The organism is Jidongwangia harbinensis (assembly GCF_020216025.1).
GTDB lineage: Bacteria > Actinomycetota > Actinomycetes > Mycobacteriales > Micromonosporaceae > Actinoplanes > Actinoplanes harbinensis.
Genome location: NZ_JAIWNC010000002.1, coordinates 466,270 through 484,139, shown reverse-complemented (window position 1 = coordinate 484,139; position 17,870 = coordinate 466,270). Strand labels below are relative to the sequence as shown.

Annotated in this window: 19 protein-coding genes; 13 read left to right on the top strand and 6 right to left on the bottom strand. The window is 72.4% G+C overall.

Going from position 1 to position 17,870, the window contains the following annotated elements:
- Positions 1 to 43 precede the first annotated feature (43 nt).
- On the bottom strand, positions 44 to 322 hold the full coding sequence (locus tag LDL48_RS04715) for a hypothetical protein (RefSeq protein ID WP_225253738.1): 279 nt from the start codon (positions 320 to 322) through the stop codon (positions 44 to 46).
- A 332-nt stretch (positions 323 to 654) separates the two neighbouring features.
- Here LDL48_RS04715 and LDL48_RS04710 point away from each other — a divergent pair, with 332 nt between their 5' ends.
- Complete coding sequence (locus tag LDL48_RS04710; RefSeq protein ID WP_225253737.1) at positions 655 to 1,023, top strand: FKBP-type peptidyl-prolyl cis-trans isomerase; 369 nt, start codon at positions 655 to 657, stop codon at positions 1,021 to 1,023.
- Positions 1,024 to 1,143: 120 nt separating this feature from the next.
- Here the strand turns inward: LDL48_RS04710 and LDL48_RS04705 are convergent, their stop codons facing one another.
- Positions 1,144 to 2,034, bottom strand: coding sequence for a hypothetical protein (locus tag LDL48_RS04705; RefSeq protein WP_225253736.1), 891 nt, complete (start codon positions 2,032 to 2,034; stop codon positions 1,144 to 1,146).
- Positions 2,035 to 2,190: 156 nt separating this feature from the next.
- On the opposite strand from LDL48_RS04705, the gene LDL48_RS04700 reads away from it, so the two are divergent.
- The 8 genes from LDL48_RS04700 to LDL48_RS04665 all read left to right on the top strand — a co-directional run bounded on the left by LDL48_RS04700 (position 2,191) and on the right by LDL48_RS04665 (position 8,482).
- Positions 2,191 to 2,802, top strand: coding sequence for a MarR family winged helix-turn-helix transcriptional regulator (locus LDL48_RS04700; RefSeq protein WP_225253735.1), 612 nt, complete (start codon positions 2,191 to 2,193; stop codon positions 2,800 to 2,802).
- 95 nt (positions 2,803 to 2,897) lie between these two features.
- Positions 2,898 to 3,446, top strand: a complete 549-nt coding sequence (locus tag LDL48_RS04695) for a carboxymuconolactone decarboxylase family protein (RefSeq protein ID WP_225253734.1) — start codon at positions 2,898 to 2,900, stop codon at positions 3,444 to 3,446.
- A gap of 77 nt (positions 3,447 to 3,523) precedes the next feature.
- Entirely contained in the window at positions 3,524 to 4,231 is a 708-nt protein-coding gene (locus LDL48_RS04690) for a glutamine amidotransferase (RefSeq protein WP_225253733.1), read from the top strand.
- Positions 4,232 to 4,291: 60 nt separating this feature from the next.
- Positions 4,292 to 4,858, top strand: coding sequence for an RNA polymerase sigma factor (locus tag LDL48_RS04685; protein WP_225253732.1), 567 nt, complete (start codon positions 4,292 to 4,294; stop codon positions 4,856 to 4,858).
- Positions 4,855 to 5,679, top strand: coding sequence for a zf-HC2 domain-containing protein (locus tag LDL48_RS04680; protein WP_225253731.1), 825 nt, complete (start codon positions 4,855 to 4,857; stop codon positions 5,677 to 5,679). Before LDL48_RS04685 ends, LDL48_RS04680 begins: the two co-directional genes overlap by 4 nt.
- A 48-nt stretch (positions 5,680 to 5,727) precedes the next feature.
- Positions 5,728 to 6,525: an ABC transporter ATP-binding protein gene (locus LDL48_RS04675; protein ID WP_225253730.1), complete on the top strand. Its 798-nt coding sequence runs from the start codon at positions 5,728 to 5,730 to the stop codon at positions 6,523 to 6,525.
- Positions 6,522 to 7,871, top strand: coding sequence for a hypothetical protein (locus tag LDL48_RS04670; protein ID WP_225253729.1), 1,350 nt, complete (start codon positions 6,522 to 6,524; stop codon positions 7,869 to 7,871). Before LDL48_RS04675 ends, LDL48_RS04670 begins: the two co-directional genes overlap by 4 nt.
- Positions 7,868 to 8,482, top strand: a complete 615-nt coding sequence (locus tag LDL48_RS04665; protein ID WP_225253728.1) for a hypothetical protein — start codon at positions 7,868 to 7,870, stop codon at positions 8,480 to 8,482. The genes LDL48_RS04670 and LDL48_RS04665 overlap by 4 nt, the downstream gene beginning before the upstream one ends.
- Positions 8,483 to 8,523: 41 nt before the next feature.
- Here LDL48_RS04665 and LDL48_RS04660 read toward each other — a convergent pair whose 3' ends face one another.
- Genes LDL48_RS04660 through LDL48_RS04645 form a run of 4 tightly spaced genes read right to left on the bottom strand, consistent with a single transcriptional unit; the run spans position 8,524 to position 12,428 of the window.
- Positions 8,524 to 9,015: a type II toxin-antitoxin system RatA family toxin gene (locus LDL48_RS04660; RefSeq protein ID WP_225253727.1), complete on the bottom strand. Its 492-nt coding sequence runs from the start codon at positions 9,013 to 9,015 to the stop codon at positions 8,524 to 8,526.
- A complete protein-coding gene (locus LDL48_RS04655) occupies positions 9,015 to 10,286 on the bottom strand; it encodes an aspartate aminotransferase family protein (RefSeq protein ID WP_225253726.1) in 1,272 nt (423 codons plus the stop codon). Before LDL48_RS04655 ends, LDL48_RS04660 begins: the two co-directional genes overlap by 1 nt.
- 1 nt (position 10,287) lies before the next feature.
- Positions 10,288 to 11,292, bottom strand: coding sequence for an SDR family oxidoreductase (locus tag LDL48_RS04650; RefSeq protein WP_225253725.1), 1,005 nt, complete (start codon positions 11,290 to 11,292; stop codon positions 10,288 to 10,290).
- Positions 11,293 to 11,312: 20 nt separating this feature from the next.
- A complete protein-coding gene (locus LDL48_RS04645; protein WP_225253724.1) occupies positions 11,313 to 12,428 on the bottom strand; it encodes an acyl-CoA dehydrogenase family protein in 1,116 nt (371 codons plus the stop codon).
- 325 nt (positions 12,429 to 12,753) lie between these two features.
- Between LDL48_RS04645 and LDL48_RS04640 the strand changes: the two genes are divergently transcribed.
- From LDL48_RS04640 to LDL48_RS04625, 4 genes are read left to right on the top strand one after another with little or no spacing between them, the layout of a single operon-like run.
- Positions 12,754 to 14,079, top strand: coding sequence for an FAD-dependent oxidoreductase (locus tag LDL48_RS04640; protein WP_225253723.1), 1,326 nt, complete (start codon positions 12,754 to 12,756; stop codon positions 14,077 to 14,079).
- Positions 14,079 to 14,615, top strand: coding sequence for a flavin reductase family protein (locus tag LDL48_RS04635; RefSeq protein WP_225253722.1), 537 nt, complete (start codon positions 14,079 to 14,081; stop codon positions 14,613 to 14,615). Before LDL48_RS04640 ends, LDL48_RS04635 begins: the two co-directional genes overlap by 1 nt.
- A gap of 4 nt (positions 14,616 to 14,619) precedes the next feature.
- Complete coding sequence (locus LDL48_RS04630; protein WP_225253721.1) at positions 14,620 to 16,833, top strand: MMPL family transporter; 2,214 nt, start codon at positions 14,620 to 14,622, stop codon at positions 16,831 to 16,833.
- Entirely contained in the window at positions 16,830 to 17,852 is a 1,023-nt protein-coding gene (locus LDL48_RS04625; protein WP_225253720.1) for a phosphatidylglycerol lysyltransferase domain-containing protein, read from the top strand. Before LDL48_RS04630 ends, LDL48_RS04625 begins: the two co-directional genes overlap by 4 nt.
- Positions 17,853 to 17,870: the final 18 nt, after the last annotated feature.

The following is a 17,870-nucleotide window of genomic DNA, read 5'->3' as shown; positions in this document are numbered from 1 at the left end:
AGGGTCCTTAGGGGATCGGGGGCCTTCGGGAAAGGACGAGCGGTCAGCCGCGCTTGACGGCCTTGAGCAGCTGGGCGGCGAGCTTGCGGTCGGTCAGCGTGACCTTGGAACCGCCGGAGAACACGTCGAACGTGCCCTTGCTCGCGTCGCGGAGGGAGAGCACCAGCGGCTCGGTGTCTTTCGATCCGGGTTCCTCGCCCGCCAGGCTCAGCCCGGCGACACCGGCGACGGAGGCGCCGACGCCGACGGAGGCGGCGATGGTGATGACCCGGCGGCGGGACAGGCGGCTGACCGCCCGGCTGCCGTGTTGGACACGACTCATGCTCGGCCTTTCGTAGTGCGCGTCCCGCCGGCCGGGGCCGGCGGAGGGGGGTGCGCAGATCAGAGATGGGCGGGACTTGTGTCGTCGACGCTCATCAGTACGAAGATCGATCCGATGCGGTTCAACCAATTTCCGGACGACGGTGATTTGGCCGGGCGGCGCGCACCCGGCGGCGGCCACCGCAACCCGGTCGCGGCGGCCGACGCGGACGGCGCGACCTGGGGCGGAAGGCACGACGATCGGCGCCGGGCCGTGCCCGACAGAGGGAGGTAATGCCGGAAAGCGCAAGATCGTGTGATTGCATGGGCGCGAAGACGACCACAGGAGGATTCATGGACAAGCCCGACGTCGGCCCCATCACCGGTGAGCCGCCCGCCGAGCTGCTGATCGAGGACATCACGGTCGGCGACGGCCCGGAGGCGCAGCCGGGTCAGAACGTGAGCGTGCACTATGTGGGTGTCGCGTACTCGTCCGGCAAGGAGTTCGACGCCTCCTACAACCGGGGCGAGGCGTTCGACTTCCCGCTGGGCGGCGGTCACGTGATCGCCGGTTGGGACCGGGGAGTGGCCGGCATGCGCGTCGGGGGCCGCCGCAAGCTGACCATCCCCCCGGAGCTGGGTTACGGCGCCCGCGGCGCCGGCGGCGTGATCAAGCCGCACGAGACGCTCATCTTCGTGGTGGACCTGCTCGGCGTGAAGTAACCGGGCGGCAGGCCGGCCGGGCCGGGGCGGGCGCCGCCTGTCCCGGCCCGCCGCCGTCCCGGCCGCGATCGGTCTCGCCGGGCCGCCACGCGTCACCGTCCAGGGGGTCGCCGATCGGGATCATCGGGCCGCCTTCAGGTCGGCGCAGTCGGACTCGTCCGGCAGCAGCGGCCGGAACGTGACGGTGAACCGGTCGCCGCCGGAGGTCCAGGGCGTCACGGCGTTCGCCTTCGCCGCCGCGGCCAGCACCTGCTCGGCCTGCGCGCCGGTGGCGGTGACGCAGGCGAGCCTCAGCTGCGGCGTCAGATACTCGCCCGGCAGGGCCGGGCCGGGCCAGGCCACCGGGTCGGGCTGGGCGGGCAGGCCGTCGGCAGGCCGGGTGTACGGCCGGGCCAGCGCGGCCACCGACTCCGCCCGGTACGGCTGCGGCGGTGGCATGCCGGGGGCGGTGGGCAGCTCGTTCAGTTCCTTGACGAACGCCGCCAGCTTGGTCCGGGCCGCCCTCTGCGCCTCGGTCAGCCGCGGATCGTCGGCCTGCGCCTCCTGCAGGGCCTCCGCCGCCACGCTGTAGGTCCGGCCGGCGTACCGCACGTCGACGCGGGTGGCCGGGGCGTCCGCGACACCCGGCCGGCCGAAGTCCGTGCCGGAGCGCACGCCGGCCGCCACGGCCCGCTCGAGGAGGTCGGCCACCCGGGCCGGGTCGAGCTGCTGGACCTGCAGGTTGGGCAGGGCGGGTCCGGGATAGATGGCGAGTTGCGGCCCCTGGGTGATCACCCGGCCGTCGCCGTACACGCTGACCGTCGGCACCCGCCCGGGCACCATGTCGACCGGGACGAAGCCGCCCTCGTGCCGCACCCGCAGGACCACCGCGTCCGCCGCCACCTCGGACGGTGCGCTGGAGGCGCCGCCCTCGGCGGCTGCCGGCACACCGTCCGCCGCCGTCCGGGCACAGCCGGCGAGCAGAGACAGGGCCACGGCGGCGGCCGCCCACGTGCCGCGATATCTGGTCATGCCCGGTCTGACGGCCGGCGTCCGCCACAGGTTCCGGGGTCCGGCGAAAAAACCCGGCCGGGTCCGCACCCGCCTCCCGTCCTCGTCCGGGCCGGTCGCGGCCGGGGGAACGCCGGGCCTCGTAGGATGCGGGGAGCGCGTCGGGGGGTGAGTCAGATGGCGGACGTACCGGGGCTGCCGCCGCCGAGTCAGCTGTTGATCGGGCTCGCCCGGCTCGGCCAGGCGGTCCGCATGGAGGCGTGGCGCAACGCCGGCCCGCGCAACCTGTCCCCGCTGCAGGCCGACATCATCGGCCTGCTGCACGGCAGCCGGGTGCCGCTGCGCCAGGGCGACATCGTGTCGGCCCTGGCGTCGACGCCGCCGACCGTCTCCGACGCCGTGAAGGTGCTGCGGCGCAAGGAGCTGCTGGAGGCGGCGCGCGACCCGGGTGACGCCCGGGCGGTCCTGCTCACCCTGACGCCGGCCGGGCGGGACGAGGCGGCCCGGCTGAACGTCATGTCGGAGAACCTGGGCGGCGCCGTGTCGGCCCTGTCCCCCGACGATTTCGCCGCGATGCTCCGGGGCACCGTGACCCTGATGCGCCAACTGCAGGACCGCCGGTCGATCCCGGTCTCGCAGATGTGCCTGACCTGCCGCTTCTTCGTGCCGGACGCGCATCCGGCGGACACCGGACGGCCGCACCACTGCAACTACGTCGATGCGCCGTTCGGGGACGCGGAGTTGCGGGTGACCTGCCCCGACCACGAACTCCCCCCGGGACCGGACTGATCCGGCCGGAGTGTCGGCCGCACCACAGAGGCTTGCGCGGTTCCGTCGGCGCTCTATAGTTGGCAGTGCCAAACAAACCGTCGGAAGGACCGCTCATGTCACGCCTCGCCACCGTCGACCCCACCACCGCCGAGCCCTCGGCCCGCGCCCTGCTCGGCAAGGTCGAGCGCGCGCTCGGCGTCACGCCGAACATGATGCGCGCCATGGCCAGCTCGCCGGCCGTCCTGGACGCGTACCTGTCGTTCAGCGGCGCCCTGTCCAAGGGCCGGCTGCCGGCCCGGGTCCAGGAGCAGATCGCGCTGGTCGCCGCCGTCGAGAACGACTGCGGCTACTGCCTGGCCGCCCACACCGTGCTCGGCGCCCGGGCCGGCGTGACCGAGGACGACCTCGTCGCCGGGCGCAGCGCCCGTGCGTCCGACCCGCGGACCGAGGCGGCACTCACGTTCGCCAAGGCCGTCATCGAGACCCGGGGCTTCGTCACGGACGACGACCTGGCCGCGGTCCGCGAGGCCGGTTACGGCGACGGGGAGATCGGAGAGATCGTCGCGGCGGTCGCGCTGAACACCTTCACCAACTACTTCAACTCGGTCGGGCAGACCACGCTGGACTTCCCGCCGGTGCCGGGCGTCGCCGTCCGACACTGACCGGACCATCGACGACGGCGGGGTCTCCGGGCGGCCCGGAGACCCCGCCGGCCCCGACTCCGCCCAGGGAGATGCCCGTGAAGAACGCCGTCGTCATCCGGCACGTCGCCTTCGAGGACCTCGGGATCCTCGCCGCCGTCCTGACCGGGCGGGGCTACACGTTCCGCTACGTCGAGGCCGGGCTGCACCCGGTCGACCACCCCTCGGTGCGCGACGCCGACCTGCTGGTCGTGCTCGGCGGCCCGATCGGGATCGGCGACGCCGGCCGGTACCCGTACCTCGCCGAGGAGATCACCACCGTCCGCGACCGGATCGACCGCCGACGGCCGGTCCTGGGCGTCTGCCTCGGGGCCCAGATCATCGCCGCCGCGCTCGGCGCCCACGTGGGACCGGCGGGCGGCGCCGAGATCGGCTACGCGCCGCTCCGGCTCACCCCGGACGGCCAGGACAGCGTGCTCGCCCCCCTCGGGGTGACGCCGGTGCTGCACTGGCACGGCGACGAGTTCCAGATTCCCGACGGCGCGCGGCGGCTGGCCGAGACGCCGGGGTACCCGAACCAGGCGTTCTCGTACGGCCCCACCGTGCTCGCCCTGCAGTTCCACCTGGAGGCCGACCACACCCGGCTGGAGCAGTGGCTCATCGGCCACGCCCACGAGCTGGCCACGAACCGGGTCGACCTGGCCGCCCTGCGCGACGACGCCCGGCGGCACGGACCGGCGCTGGCCGACCTCGGCCGTGCGGTGTTCGAGCGCTGGCTCGACCGGGCGGGGACCGGATCCGCATAGTGTGACCCAGGTCACCCGAGTTCGTGATCCATCCGGGGTGCCGCGGTCGTCCAACTGCACGTGGGAGAAAGCGGGCACGACGAGGAGCGGCTGCTGCGGCGCGTCGCGCGGGCCGACCTGGACGCGTTCGACGAGCTGTACCGGCGCACCTCCCCGTGGCTCGCGCTGCGACTGCGCCGCCGGTGCTCGGACGACGCGATCGTCTCGGAGGTCCTGCAGGACACGTACCTCACGGTGTGGCGGGCGGCCGGTTCGTTCGCCGGGATCCGGCAGTCCGGCGGTGCGGACGCTCCGGGCGGCAGTGCCGCCGGGTGGATCTGGACCATCGCCGCGCGGCGCCTGGTGGACGCCATGCGCAAGCGCGCCCGCCGCCTGGAGGTGCCGACCGAGGTGCTGCCGGTGCACAGCGTGCCGGCGGCCGAGGACGAGGCCCTCGCCCTGGTGATCGGTTCGGAACTCGGCGCGGCGCTGGACCGGCTGGCCCCGGAACTGCGGGCGGTGCTGGCCGCGATGGTCCTGGACGGGCTCACGGTGCGCGAGACCTCGGTCCTGCTGGGGGTGCCGGAGGGCACGGTGAAGAGCCGGGCGCGGCGCGCCCGCAATGCGCTACGGGAGGCGCTCGCATGACCGCTCACCTACCGGCCGCGGCCCTGGCGGCGTACGCCGCCGGCGACCTCGGCCCCGACAACGCCGCGAGCTGGACGGTCGAGGTGCACCTGGAGGGCTGCGCCGAGTGCCGCGGGCAGCTCGGCGGGCTGACCGGACCGCCGCTGCGGGAGCTGCTCGGCGACGCCCGGGAGGCGATCCTCCAGCAGGCGCGGACCGGCCCGCGACCGGTGCCCCGGCGCCGGGTCCGGCGGTTCCTCCAACGCTGGACGGACTGGTCGATGCTGGCCTGGATCGCCATCACCGGCAGCGCCGTCGTCGCCGCGTTCCAGCTCGACCGGACCTTCCCGGACCGGCCGTCCCTGGTGCTGCTGCTGGCGCCGGTGGCACCGCTGGCCGGCCTCGCGGTGGCCTGGTCCCGGCGCGCCAACCCGTCCTGGGAGATGCTCGCCGGCACCGCCCGGGCCGGCCTCGACCTGATGCTGCGCCGCACGCTGGTCATCCTCGCGACGGTGCTGCCGCTGCTGATCCTTGCCGGACTGGCCCTGGACCGCAATCCCGCGCTCTGGCTGCTGCCCTGCCTGACGTTCACCGCGGCGACGCTGCTGCTGGGCAGCCGCATCGGGGTGCCGGTGGCGGCCGCCGTCCTGGGCGGCGGCTGGCTGACCGCCGTCGCCGCGGTGTCGTTCGCGGGCGGGCCGGGGCCCACGCTCACCGCCGCACCGGCCGAGGCGCTGATGCGGGCCGAGACCATGCCCGGCTGGGCGGCGGCCGCGGTGATCCTGGCCCTGCTGACCCTGCTGCGCGCCGATGACCTGCGGAGCCCCGCCAACTGGCGCTGAGGCGACCCCCAACCAGGCCGTCCGCCGGACGGCCGCGAAGGAGACGAGATGGTACGCGCAGTGAGCGCCCACGAGGTGGCGCCGACGCGGCACGCCTGGACCGTCGAGGCGGTGAACCTCACCGTGAAGGCCGGGAAACACCTGGCCGTCAACGGGCTCGACCTCACCCTCGGCACCGGGGTGCACGGGCTGCTCGGCCCGAACGGCGCGGGCAAGACCACCCTGATGCGCGCGCTCGGCACGGTCGTCAAGCCGCACGGCGGCCTGCTGCGGCTGCTCGGCACGGACGCCACCCGCGGACGAGAGCTGCGCGACCTGCGCAGCCGGCTCGGCTACCTGCCGCAGCAGTTCGGTTACTACCCCCGGTTCACCGTCCGCGACTGCGTCGAGTACATGGCCTGGTTGCGCGAGATGCCGTCCGCGGCGGTACCGGCCGCGGCCCAGCGCGCCATCGAGCGGGTACAACTCGCGGACCGCGCCGACGCCCGGCTCAAGTCGCTGTCCGGTGGCATGCTGCGCCGCGTGGGCATCGCCCAGGCGATCGTGAACGAGCCGGAGCTGCTGCTGCTCGACGAGCCGACCGTCGGCCTGGACCCAGAACAGCGGGTGCGGTTCCGCGAACTGATCCGGGAACTCGGCGCGGACAGCTGCGTCCTGGTCTCCACCCACCTGGTCGAGGACGTGGTGGCGGCCTGCGCCGACGTCGTGATCATGAACCACGGCACCCGGGTCTTCCAGGGCCTTCCGGCCGACCTGACCCGCTTCGGCGAGACCCACGGCATCGGCGACAGCCCGGCCGAGCGCGGCTACTCCCACCTGCTCATGCAGCACCGGAGCGGGCGATGATCCGGCCGATCCGCATCGAGCTGCGCCGCTCCAACGCCACCACGGTCGCCCTGCTGCTGATCGTCATCGGCGGCCTCGTCCTCGCCACCATGTACGGCTTCTGGCGGGGGCAGTGGCTGCGCTTCGGCTACGCACAGACCACCACCATGTTCATCCTGGTGCCGCTGGCCCTGGCCGGCGGTGCGGCCCTCGGCCGCCGGGACCGGCGGGCCCACACCGAGGACCTGATGAACAGCACCGGCCGGCCCGGGTGGCAGCGGACCCTGCCGGCGATGAGCGCGCTGGGCATCGGTGTCGCGGTGGCCCACCTGCTCGTCCTCGCCGTCGGCGCGATCCTGATCGCGGTCCCGGGCAGCTACCTGGGTCTTCGCGGCTTCGCCGCGCCGCTGATCGACGTGCTGATCCTGATCGGCGCGGCCTGGACCGGGGTCGCGGCCGGCCGCCGGTGGTCCTCGGCACTGCTTCCCCCGGCGCTGGCCGCCGGGGTCCTGGTGCTGCAGTTCGGCGCGCAGGCGGTCTCCGTCGACCCGAACCGGTTGCAGAATCTCTCCCTCATGATCATCTATCCGCCGGACGCGCCGTGGGAGACCGTGTCCACTCCGGCGCTGCTGGGCCGTCTCGCGCTGGCGGCCGGCCTGCTGCTGGCCGGGGTGCTGCTGGCGGCGGGCCGGTCGTGGCCGCGGCGGGCGGGAGCCGGCGCGGCGCTGGCCGCGGGCGTGGCCGGCCTGCTGCTGATCACCGCGCCCGGTCCGGCCGGCCGGTGGCAGATCGACCCGGCGGCGCACCGCCTGGTCTGCGCGGACGGGACCCCACAGGTGTGCGTCGCCGCCGTCCACGAGCACCTCCTGCCGCACGTCACCACGGAGGCCCGACGCGCGCTGGCCGCGATCGCCAAGCTGCCGAACGCGCCGACCCGCGCGGTGGAAGTACGGCTGGACACCCCCGGCGTCCACGACAGCGAACAGTGGCAGCGGAAGGCGCCGGAGCCGGGCACGGTGCACTTCGCGCTGAACCCGGACCCGGACACGGGTCAGGACCCGGACGTGGCGGACAGCATCGCGATGGGCGGCGGCATGTGGTGGAACGGCTGCGGCGCGAACATCGACGACAAGGCGATGAGCGTCGTCGGGGCCTGGCTGCTGGGCACCGAAACGGTACGGATGTGGGATCCGGTCTTCGGCGACATGTTCGCGTCCCGCACCGAGGCCGCGGTCCGGGACGGGGTGCGGGCACTGCGGGCCCTGCCCGAGCGCGAGCAACTGCGGCGGGTGACCGCGGTACGCGACGCGGCCGCGCGGTGTGAGCGCGAGCTGATGCCGATCCTGACCGGCGAGGCGGCGTCGTGAGCCGCTGGCTGCCGCTCTATCTGCGGTCCCGGCGGGTGCCGGCCGCCCTGGCCGCGTCCGCCGGCGCCGTCGCCGTGGTGGCCACCGCCTGGTCGGTCCTGGCCGAGGACGGTCCGGTGGGCACCGGACTGGCGGTCCTCACCGTCGCGCTCGCCGCGGCTCCGCTCGCGCCGACGCTGTCCGGGACCGACCCGGCGTTGGAGAAGACCGCTGCCCTGCCCTGGCCGCCGCGCCGGATCGCGCACCTGGTGGTCTGCGCCGCGATCGTGGTCGGGATGCTGGCCGCCGCCCGGATCGTGGGCGCCGACTTCGGACCGGCCGAGGTGCTGCTGCGCAACGCGGCCGGGCTGATCGGGCTCACCGCGCTGGGCACCGCGCTGGCCGGGGCCGGCAACGCCTGGCAGCTGCCGCTCAGCTGGGCCGCGGTCGGATGCTTCGTGGCCGCGCCGGGCGGGCCGGAATGGCGGCAGGCGGCACTCTGGATGGTCCAGGAACCGGACAACCGGGTCGCCGCCGTCACGGCCGCGACGTTCGCCCTGGCCGGGCTCGTCGCCTACGCGGTGCGGGTGGGCCCGCCGGTGTCCGCGGCCGAGGCGCCGATGGAGCAGTAGGCCGGGGCGACCCGGTCCACCGGCGCCCGGCCGCCGGCGGCTCACGCCGGTGGCGCTCCGCAGGACGCGGCGAGGGCCTCGGCCGGCTCCGTCGCCACCGCACCCTCCGCTGCGGCGAAACCGTCGATGAGCAGCGCGATGTTGTCGCGCAGCGCACGCTCGGCCACCGGGTTGACCAGCTCGGCGAGCGACGGCATGCCCATGTCGAACTTCGCCTCGAACAGCACGGTCGTGCCCGTGCCGCCGGGTATCGCCCGCCAGTAGCCGCTGAAGTGCGCGAAGTCGCCCGCCGTCTGCTCGAAGTGGGTCTCGTGGGCGGCCCGGTCGATGGCGTCCACCTCCGACCATTCCGCCGTACCGTTGCGGAACCGGACGCTCCAGTGCGAGAGCAGTCGTCCCCCCGGCGCCTCCTCGATCCGGATGCTGCGGATGACGTCCGAATACTTCGGGTACGAGGCGAAGTCCACGATCCGCTCGAACATTGCCTCGGCGGACACGCCGGACACCCACTTCTCGACACGAACAGGGTGCATCATTCGTTCCCTTCCCTCAGGTGTTGCCCGGCGATCTCGAGCGAGCACAGTTGCTGGACCGCCTTGTCGAAAGCCGCGGAGAGCCAGTCCAGTTGCGCATCGTCCAGGATCGCGGGCGGAGTCAGCCGGACGACGGTGTGGGAGTTGAGCGAGTGGTTCACCAGGACGTTCTGCTCCAGCATCGCCAGGAAGAGTTCGACGGCCGCGTGCGGCGTCCGGCACTCGATGCCGATGAGCAGCCCGCTCCCGCGAACCTCGCTGATCAGGTTGCCGCCGGACCTGGCCACGATCTCCCGGAACTGCTCCACAATGATGGCCCCGACCGCGGCCGAGCGCGCGATCAGATCCTCGGTCTCCAGCACGGCGACGGTCGCCGACACCGCCGCCATCGCCAGCGGCGACCCACCGAACGTGGACGTGTGCACGAACGGATCCCGGCCGAGCGGGGCGAACGCGGCCGGCGTCGCCACCACGGCGCCGACCGGCACCACGCCACCGGACAGCCCCTTGCCGACGAGCATGATGTCCGGGGTGATCCCGTCCCGCTCGTGTGCCCACCACCGCCCGGTCCGCCCGAGCCCGGTCTGGATCTCGTCGATGATCAGCAGCGCGCCGTGCCGGTCGCACAACTGCCGCACCGCGCGCAGGTAACCCGCCGGCGGGATGTTGACCCCGCCCTCCCCCTGGATCGGCTCCAGCACCACCGCCGAATCCGGTGCGGCGGCCAGCGCCGCGGCCATCGCCTCGAGGTCGCCGTACGGCACCACGGTGATGCCGGAGAGCAGTGGCTGGAACGGCTCCTGGAACTGCGCCCTCGGTGTCACGCTGAGCGCGCCGAGGGTCTTGCCGTGGAATCCGCCCTCCGCGCAGATCACCGTCTTCCGGCCGTGCAGGCGGGCCAGCTTCAGCGCGGTCTCGGTGGCCTCGGCCCCGGAGTTCACGAAGTAGACGTACTGCAGCGGTGCCGGGCTGACCCGGGCCAGGTCGGCGGCCGCCGTGGCCAGGGTCGGCTCGATCAGGATCCGGGACGACATCGGATGCCGGCCGAGCTGCTCCGCCACCGCCGCGACCACCGTGGGGTGGCGGTGCCCGAGCAGGAAGACGCCGTAACCACCGCAGTCGAGGAGCCGGCTGCCGTCGTCGGTGACGACGATGCCGCCTTCGGAGCGGACCTCGATCCGTCCGCCGATCAGCTGCGCGAGGCTCGCTCGCCCGGCTCCCAGATGGTCACGGTACTGGCGCAGGATCCGCGCCTTCTGCGACGTGACCATGTCAGGCCGCCTCGTCGCGGACGTGCGCCGGCAGGTCGCTGGAGTATCGGATGTTGGCCTCCAGCGCCTGCCGCATCACCTGCCCGAGCGGGACACCGGCGACCAGCGGCGGCAGCGAGGTCGGGAACGGCTCACGATCCGGTCCGAAGAGCCGTCCCATGGCCACCAGGCCGAGGAACATGCGCAGCAACCGGGGCGGTAGGACCGGGGCGAACGTCGGCAGGATGAGCCGGTCGACCATGTCGGGCGGGGCGAAACGCGGCCTGCGTGGCTCACGGCCCGCTTCGGCCATGACGGCGCAGCACGCCACGCTGATCGCCTCGGCGGTCACCGCGTGCGACCCCGACGTCAGCCAGCGCTCGCCGGTGACGGCCGGATCGGCGACGATGTCGGCGATCGCCCCGGCGGCGATGTCCTGGGGCACGAAGTCGACCGTGGACTCCGCCTCGAACGGCACGATGGGCAGCAGCCCCTTGCAGAACGACTCCAACATCGTGTGGAAGCCCTGCTGGGTGGTGATCTGTCCGGTGGCGCTGTCACCGATGACCACCGACGGCCGGACGATGACGCTCGGCACCGCGCTGGCGCCGACGAGATCCTCGGCCGCCTGTTTGGAGTCGAGGTAGTGCCACGGGCTCGGCTGTCCCGCCGGCGGTTCGGCCGGTGCGTAGCGCCGCCGCGCGACGAAGGCGCTGCTGACGTGGACGAACCGGGCGCCGCCGCGTTCGGCCAGCTTCAGCAGATTTCCGGTGCCGTCGCGGTTGGTGGACATCATCGTCTCCCGGCCGACGCGGAAGCCGGTGCGGGCGGCACAATGGACGATCACGGCGGTCTCGGCGACCAGACGGTCGTAGGCCGCACGGTCGAGGCCGAGGCGGTCGTCGGCGAGGTCGACGACGACGTTCGGCACGGCGGGGACCGGCTGCCGTCGGGTCAGACAGATCAGGCCGCGCGGGCGCAGGCGCTCCACCACGGCGGAGCCCAGCATTCCGCTGCCACCCGTCACGATTGTTCCCGATGGCGAATTCACGAAATTTCCAGTTCCTTTCCGGTCAATGCGGCACCGATCGATGAAAGGGTCGCGGCACGACTCGGTGGATGAAAGCCCAGTGCACGGGTGACCGCACTCAGATAGCCGACCGAGGGATCGCGGATGAATGCCATTCCGCCGAGTTGCTCCACGATACCGGAGACACTTCGGTTGATGGCATCCTGGCTCGCGTAACGGCACATGAGCGCCTTGGTGAGAAGTTCGTTCGCCGGCTCGCCCTGCATCAGCCGGATTCCGATCGATTCGAGCCCGGCGTACGCGGCCTCCAGGTCGATGATCGCCTCGACGCCGCGGTCCCGTGGCCCCCGGTCGAGCAGGCGGCGGGCGAGCGCGCTCGCCGCACCGAGGTACCCGGCGGACATCAGCAGCTGGAACCACACCAGGCCGGTCGCCTGGATGCGGTCGGCGGCCCCGCCGGGCAGCGCGACCACCAGTTCGGCCTCGATGAACACGTCGTCGAGCAGGACCGCGTCGCTCTCCGCACCGGCGAGCACGTCCGAGTTCCAGAAGGGTTCGACGCTCACCCCCGGCGCGCCGGCGGGCACGATCGCCACGCCCACCTGGTCACCGCCCTCGTCCCCGGTGAGGCACACCGACGCGGTGAGCAGGTCCATCGAGTGCGCCAGGCTGCACGGCTTCTTGCTGCCGCTGAGCACGTACCCGTCGCCCAGCCGGCGGGCCCGCATCGTCGGGGCGAGCACGCCCTGGCCGGCTCGGCCCTCGGCGAATCCCGACGCCAGCAACTGGCGCTGTTCGGCGATCGCGGTGAGCAGGAAACCCTCGCGGCTGTCCGCGGTCTCGGACATGGCCACCAACGTGGCGACCGAGAAGTGGTGCATGGTGGTGGCGATCGCCAGCGACGGCGAGATCGCGCCCAGCGCCCGTTGCACCCGCATCGCCGACCGGATGTCGGCCCCCACCCCGCCCAGCGCGGCGGGGATCACCAGGCCGCAGCCGCCGGCCTCCCGGAAAAGCTTGACGCCGGGGCCGCCCGGACGTTCCAGGGTGGTCATCGGGTAGTCACGCAACCGGTCGGACAGCCCGGGCAGCAAGGTGTCGAGGGCGTGGTCCGCCTCGCTGAGAAAGGTCATCGACGAGCACCCGGCCGAGCGAGCCGACCCGCGGGACAATGCTGATTGATCACTTTCTTCACGTACTCCTTCGACAATTTTCTATATCGGAGACTTCGGCGGCGCAGGGCACACCACTATCGATATCCGGGCATTCTTGAGTGGGTCGCAGACACACATACGGTGGACTCGAGCCCCAAAAGGCCGCGCACCCCGCCTAGAGTAATGTACGAGCTCGCCCCGTACTTTTCGGTACTACGTTTCACGGTTTCTGCGTTCGTTCACGAACGCAAAACACCCCTCATTTCATCGTCCAATATCTAATTAGTTTGTGGGGACGTGAACGATGATGGATTCCAAGCTCGGCGGGCGTGCCGTCGTGGTCGGAGGGAGTATCGCCGGCCTTCTGGCGGCCCGGGTGCTCGCCGAGTTCTTCACCCGGGTGGACGTGTTCGACCGCGACGACATCCCGGAACTGCCGGTGCCGCGCCGGGCCGTTCCGCAGGGCCGGCACATCCACTTCCTGCAGGAGGCCGGCCGCAAGTGCTTCGAGCGGCTCTTCCCGGGCTTCACCGACGACGTGCTGGCCGCCGGAGGTGTCGAGTTCGACCCCGGGCGCGGACTGGTGTGGCACATCGGCGGCGGCTACACGCGGAAGACCACCACGGACTATCGGATGCTCTGGGCGACCCGGCCGATGTTCGAATGGTGCCTGCGCCGCCGGGTCGGCGCGATCGGCAACGTCACGATCACGCCCGGCCGCGCCGTGCAGGACCTGATCACCGCGCCGTCCGCCGACCGGGTGGTCGCGGTCGAGGTGGACGATCCGGAGACCGGCCGCACCACCCGGATCGACGCCGACTTCGTGGTGGACGCCCGCGGTCGCGGTTCGGCGGTGGCCTCGTGGCTGGCGAAGGCGGGTTACGGCCAGGTGCCCTCCGACGAGGTCAAGGTCAACATCGGTTACGCGACCCGCATCTACCGCCGGACCGCCATCGACTGGGAACGCGCTTCGCTCGGCGTCCAGCCCACCGCGCCGGACACCCGCGCGGCGATGATCGTGCCGGTCGAGGGCGACCGGTGGATGGTGACGCTGACCGGCTGGTCCGGGGACCTGCCGCCGTCCGACCCCGACGGCTTCCTCGCGTACGCCAAATCGCTCGCCGCCCCGGACATCTTCGAGGCGATCCAGGACCTGGAGCCCATCTCCGACATCGTCACGCACCGGTTCCCGGCCGGTCTCCGCCGCCGCTACGAGCGGATGTCCCGCTTCCCGGACCGGCTGGTCGTCATGGGCGACGCCATCACCAGCTACAACCCGGCCTACGGACAGGGCATGTCGTCGGCCGCGATGCAGGCGCACGACCTGCGCGACACCCTGCTCCACAGCGGACTGGACCGGACCGCACAGCGCTTCTTCAAGCGGGCCGCCCGGTCCATCGACATCCCGTGGAGCGTCGCCGTCGGCGGCGACTTCCGCTTCCCCGCGACGGAGGGTCGCAAGCCGTTCGGAACCGACCTGGCGAACCGCTACCTGGCCCGCCTGCAGCGCGGCATGCATCACGACGAGAAGCTGGTCCACGCGTTCGGCCGGGTCATCAACCTGGAGCGTTCGTCGGCCTCGCTGCTCGCCCCCTCGATCGTGCTCCGGACTCTGCGGGCCGCCGGCTGATGACACGGACCTGGGCACCGGAGACGTTCGAGACAGGTGCGCTCAAGGCGGTCTTCGGGACCTTCACCACCGGCGTGGTCATCGTGACCACCCGCGGGCCCACGGGCCTGACCTGCCAGACGTTCTGTCCGCTGTCGCTCGATCCCCCGCTGGTCGGCGTGGCCGTCGCCGGCGACTCGTCGTCCGGCGCGCGGCTCCGGGCGGAGGGCGTGGCCTGCTTCAACATCCTGGACCGAACCGCCGAGCCGTTGGCGCGCCGGTTCGGCACACCGGGAGTCAACCGGTTCACCGGGCTGGACTGGAGGCCGTCACCGGTGCTCGGACTGCCGTTGCTGGACCGGACGCTCGCCTGGGTCGAGGCCACGATCACCGACGACATCACGGTCGGTGATCACCACCTCCTCGTCGCCCGGGTGGCCGGGCTGGGCGCGAGCCGGCCCGGCTCGCCACTGACCTTCTTCCGCGGCCGTTTCCAGAGCCTGCCGGGCGACGAGACCCCCGCCGACCAGGTCCGCAGAACAGACTTCGAAAGGTAGAGAGATGGGCCGCATAACCAAGGCCGTAGTGAAGTTCCGGATCCTGATCCTGATCCTGGCGGCGGGCTTCGTGATCGCGGGCGGTGCGTTCGGCGGCGACGTCGCCGAGCACCTGCGCGGCGGCACGTCCGTCCCGGCGATCGGCGAGTCGGCCGAGGCGCTGGAACAGGCCACCGAGCAGTTCGGCATCCAGCCGCCCAATCTGGTCGTGATGGCCGGCAGCGACAGCGCCGCGGTCTCCGACCCGGCGGTGGCCCGTGCCGGTCTCGCCCTCACCCAGCGCCTGGCCGGCGAGGCGGACCTGGTGGACGTCTACTCCTACTGGACGACGCCGGCACCCGCACTGGTCTCCACCGACGGCCGGCAGGCGCTGATCATCGCCCGGGTCACCGGCGAGCAGGGCGCGGCGATCACACGCGCGGTCACGCTGGCGGAGGAACTCGAACGCGCCGACGGGGCGTTCCGGGTCCGGGTGGGCGGTCCGCTGATCGTGTCCCACGAGTTGACCGAGACCATCGACCGCGATCTCCGCCTGGCCGAGATGGTGGTCATCCCGCTCACCCTGCTGGCGCTCGTCGTCGCCTTCGGCGCGGTCGTCGCCGCCGGGGTGCCGCTGGTCGTCGGCATCGTCGCGGTGCTCGCCGCGTACGTCTCACTGAAGACGCTGACCCAGATCACCGACATCCACATCTTCGCGCTCAACCTCACCACGGCGCTGGGGTTCGGACTCGCGATCGACTACAGCCTCTTCCTCGTCCGACGGTTCCGTGAGGAACTCCCCCGCCAGGCGAGCACCGAAGCCGCGCTGATCCGCACCATGAAGACGGCCGGCGAGACGATCGCGGTGAGCGCCGCCACCCTGATCGGCAGCATGGCCGCCCTGCTGATCTTCCCGCACATGTTCCTGCGGTCCTTCGGTCTCGCCGGGATCACCGTCGTCACCGGAGCGGCGCTGGGCGCCCTCCTCGTGGTACCCGCGCTGCTCTCCGTGCTCGGTCCGAGGATCAATCGCTTCGCCGTCCGGAAGGTCGCCGTCGGCGAACCGGACGGCGGCCGGTGGTATCGGTTCTCGCACCGGGTCATGCGCCGTCCCGGCATGGTCCTGGTCGCGGTCACCGGCTTCCTGCTCGCCCTGCTGCTGCCGTTCCTGGGCCTGGTACCCGGCGCGGTCGACGACCGGGCACTGCCGGAGGACAACCGGGCGCGGGCGTTCAACGACACCGTCCGGGACCTCTTCGCCACCAAGGAGGCCCAGCCCATCGCGGTGGTGGTCCCGGACACCGGGGAACCGGCCGCCGCACGGACGGCCGTCACCGACTACGCGGTACGGCTCTCGGCCATCCCGAACGTCGCCCGGGTCGACGCGTTGACCGGGTCGTTCGTCGACGGCAGGCGTGCCTTCCCGCCGAACGCGCTGTCGCAGCGATTCGCCGACGAGACCGGCACCTGGTTGTCGGTCGCCCTCGACGTCGAACCGCTGGGCAGCGACGGCGAACGGGTGGTGCAGGACATCCGCGCCCTGGACGCGCCGTTCGAGGTCCTGGTCGGCGGCGACTCGGCGAGCGTGGTCGACGCCAAGTCCGCCATCGCCAGCCGCCTGGTGCCCGCGATCGTGGTGGTCGTCCTGGTCAACTTCGCCATCCTCTTCTGGGCCTTCCGGTCGTTCCTGGTTCCGGTGAAGGCGATCATCCTCAACACGCTGAGCCTGACCGCGGTCTTCGGCCTGATGGTGTGGGTCTTCCAGGACGGTCACCTGGCCGGCCTGCTGGGCTTCACCCCCACCGGCGTGCTCGAGGCGACCACCCCGATCCTGATGTTCTGCGTGGCCTTCGGTCTGTCCATCGACTATGAGGTGTTCGTCATCTCCCGGGTCAAGGAGGAGTACGACAACGGCTTCGACACCCGCGAGGCCGTGGCACGCGGCCTGCAACGGTCCGCCGGCGTCATCACCACCGCCGCGGCGCTGATGGCCATCGTGTTCCTCGGCGTGGCCACGTCGTCGGTCTCGCTGATCAAGATGTTCGGCGCCGGCCTGGCCATCGCGGTGCTGGTCGACGCGATGGTCATCAGGAGCACGCTGCTGCCGGCCCTGATGGTGCTCATGGGCCGGGGGAACTGGTGGCCCGGCCGCCGCCCGTCGCGCCGTCCGGTCATCCCCGCCGACCGGGGTCCCACCGACGACGCCGCGCCGAACCGGGGAATGGCCGGGATCAGATGACCCTGACACCGACGTCGCCGGCCGCGCACCGCGCCCGGCTGCTCGACACGCTGCGTCGCCACGGCGACCACCCGTCCGGCTTTCTCGCGCTGGAGGAGGGCAACGAGTTCTTCCTCGACGACGAGCACGACGGGTTCGTGGCCTACCGGAGCGCCGGCCGCTACCGCTTCGTGTTCTCCGGACCGGTCGGCGAGACCACCCAGGAACCGCGGATCCTCGACCGGTTCCTCGCCGACTCCCGGCGGGCCCGCCGCACCGTCGTCGCGATCCAGGTGCCCCGGCGGTCGCTGACCATGTTCGCCGAGCGCGGTTTCGTGCTGAATCAGGTCGGCACCACCTACGTCGTGGACCTGGCGAACGCCACCCTGGACGGTGCCGCCATGCGCAAGACCCGCCAGGGGGTACGGCGGGGAGAGCGGGCCGGCGCGCAGGTCCTCGAGGCCGGCGTGGACCTCCCGGTCACCCCGGAGCTGCACGCTCAGCTCGACGCGGTCGATGCACAATGGCTCGGCGCGAACGGCAAGTCCGCGAAGGCCCTGCGGTTCCTGGTCGGCAGCCGCGGCGGTCCGCTGGCCGATCAGCGTCGCCTGTTCGTCGTGCAGATCGACGGCCGGACCATCGGCTACTCGCAGTGCGCGCCGGCCTTCGGTACCCAGCCGGGCTGGCTCTACGATCTGAACCGCCTGATACCCGGCTCCCCGGACGTGGGCAACCTGCAGGTCTGGTCGGTCATGAAGCGGTTGCAGGACGAAGGGGTCGCGCATCTCCACCTGGGCTTCACCCCCTTCGCCGACCTCGACGACGGCCATGTCGCCCCCGGGATCCCGACCAGCGGCCTGGGCACCCGGGCGATGCGCCTGCTGGCCCGGTACGGAGAGTCGCTCTATCCGGTCGCGGGTGCGGTCGCCTGGAAACGCAAGTGGAAGCCGGTGAGCAGCGCACCGGAGTACGTCGCGTTTCCGTCCCGCCTCCGCCTGGGCGCCGTCGTCCGCCTGATGCGGCTGACCAACGTCGTGTAGCGGTCCGGCGGGCCGGAA

Bases quoted from the DNA above. Each gene is read 5' to 3' on its own strand.
- LDL48_RS04660 (WP_225253727.1), bottom strand. From the start codon at position 9,015: ATGCACCCTGTTCGTGTCGAGAAGTGGGTGTCCGGCGTGTCCGCCGAG.
- LDL48_RS04630 (WP_225253721.1), top strand. From the start codon at position 14,620: ATGGGCCGCATAACCAAGGCCGTAGTGAAGTTCCGGATCCTGATCCTG.
- LDL48_RS04645 (WP_225253724.1), bottom strand. From the start codon at position 12,428: ATGACCTTTCTCAGCGAGGCGGACCACGCCCTCGACACCTTGCTGCCC.
- LDL48_RS04625 (WP_225253720.1), top strand. From the start codon at position 16,830: ATGACCCTGACACCGACGTCGCCGGCCGCGCACCGCGCCCGGCTGCTC.
- LDL48_RS04680 (WP_225253731.1), top strand. From the start codon at position 4,855: ATGACCGCTCACCTACCGGCCGCGGCCCTGGCGGCGTACGCCGCCGGC.
- LDL48_RS04695 (WP_225253734.1), top strand. From the start codon at position 2,898: ATGTCACGCCTCGCCACCGTCGACCCCACCACCGCCGAGCCCTCGGCC.
- LDL48_RS04700 (WP_225253735.1), top strand. From the start codon at position 2,191: ATGGCGGACGTACCGGGGCTGCCGCCGCCGAGTCAGCTGTTGATCGGG.
- LDL48_RS04655 (WP_225253726.1), bottom strand. From the start codon at position 10,286: ATGGTCACGTCGCAGAAGGCGCGGATCCTGCGCCAGTACCGTGACCAT.
- LDL48_RS04705 (WP_225253736.1), bottom strand. From the start codon at position 2,034: ATGACCAGATATCGCGGCACGTGGGCGGCCGCCGCCGTGGCCCTGTCT.
- LDL48_RS04635 (WP_225253722.1), top strand. From the start codon at position 14,079: ATGACACGGACCTGGGCACCGGAGACGTTCGAGACAGGTGCGCTCAAG.
- LDL48_RS04710 (WP_225253737.1), top strand. From the start codon at position 655: ATGGACAAGCCCGACGTCGGCCCCATCACCGGTGAGCCGCCCGCCGAG.
- LDL48_RS04675 (WP_225253730.1), top strand. From the start codon at position 5,728: ATGGTACGCGCAGTGAGCGCCCACGAGGTGGCGCCGACGCGGCACGCC.
- LDL48_RS04670 (WP_225253729.1), top strand. From the start codon at position 6,522: ATGATCCGGCCGATCCGCATCGAGCTGCGCCGCTCCAACGCCACCACG.
- LDL48_RS04640 (WP_225253723.1), top strand. From the start codon at position 12,754: ATGATGGATTCCAAGCTCGGCGGGCGTGCCGTCGTGGTCGGAGGGAGT.
- LDL48_RS04715 (WP_225253738.1), bottom strand. From the start codon at position 322: ATGAGTCGTGTCCAACACGGCAGCCGGGCGGTCAGCCGCCTGTCCCGC.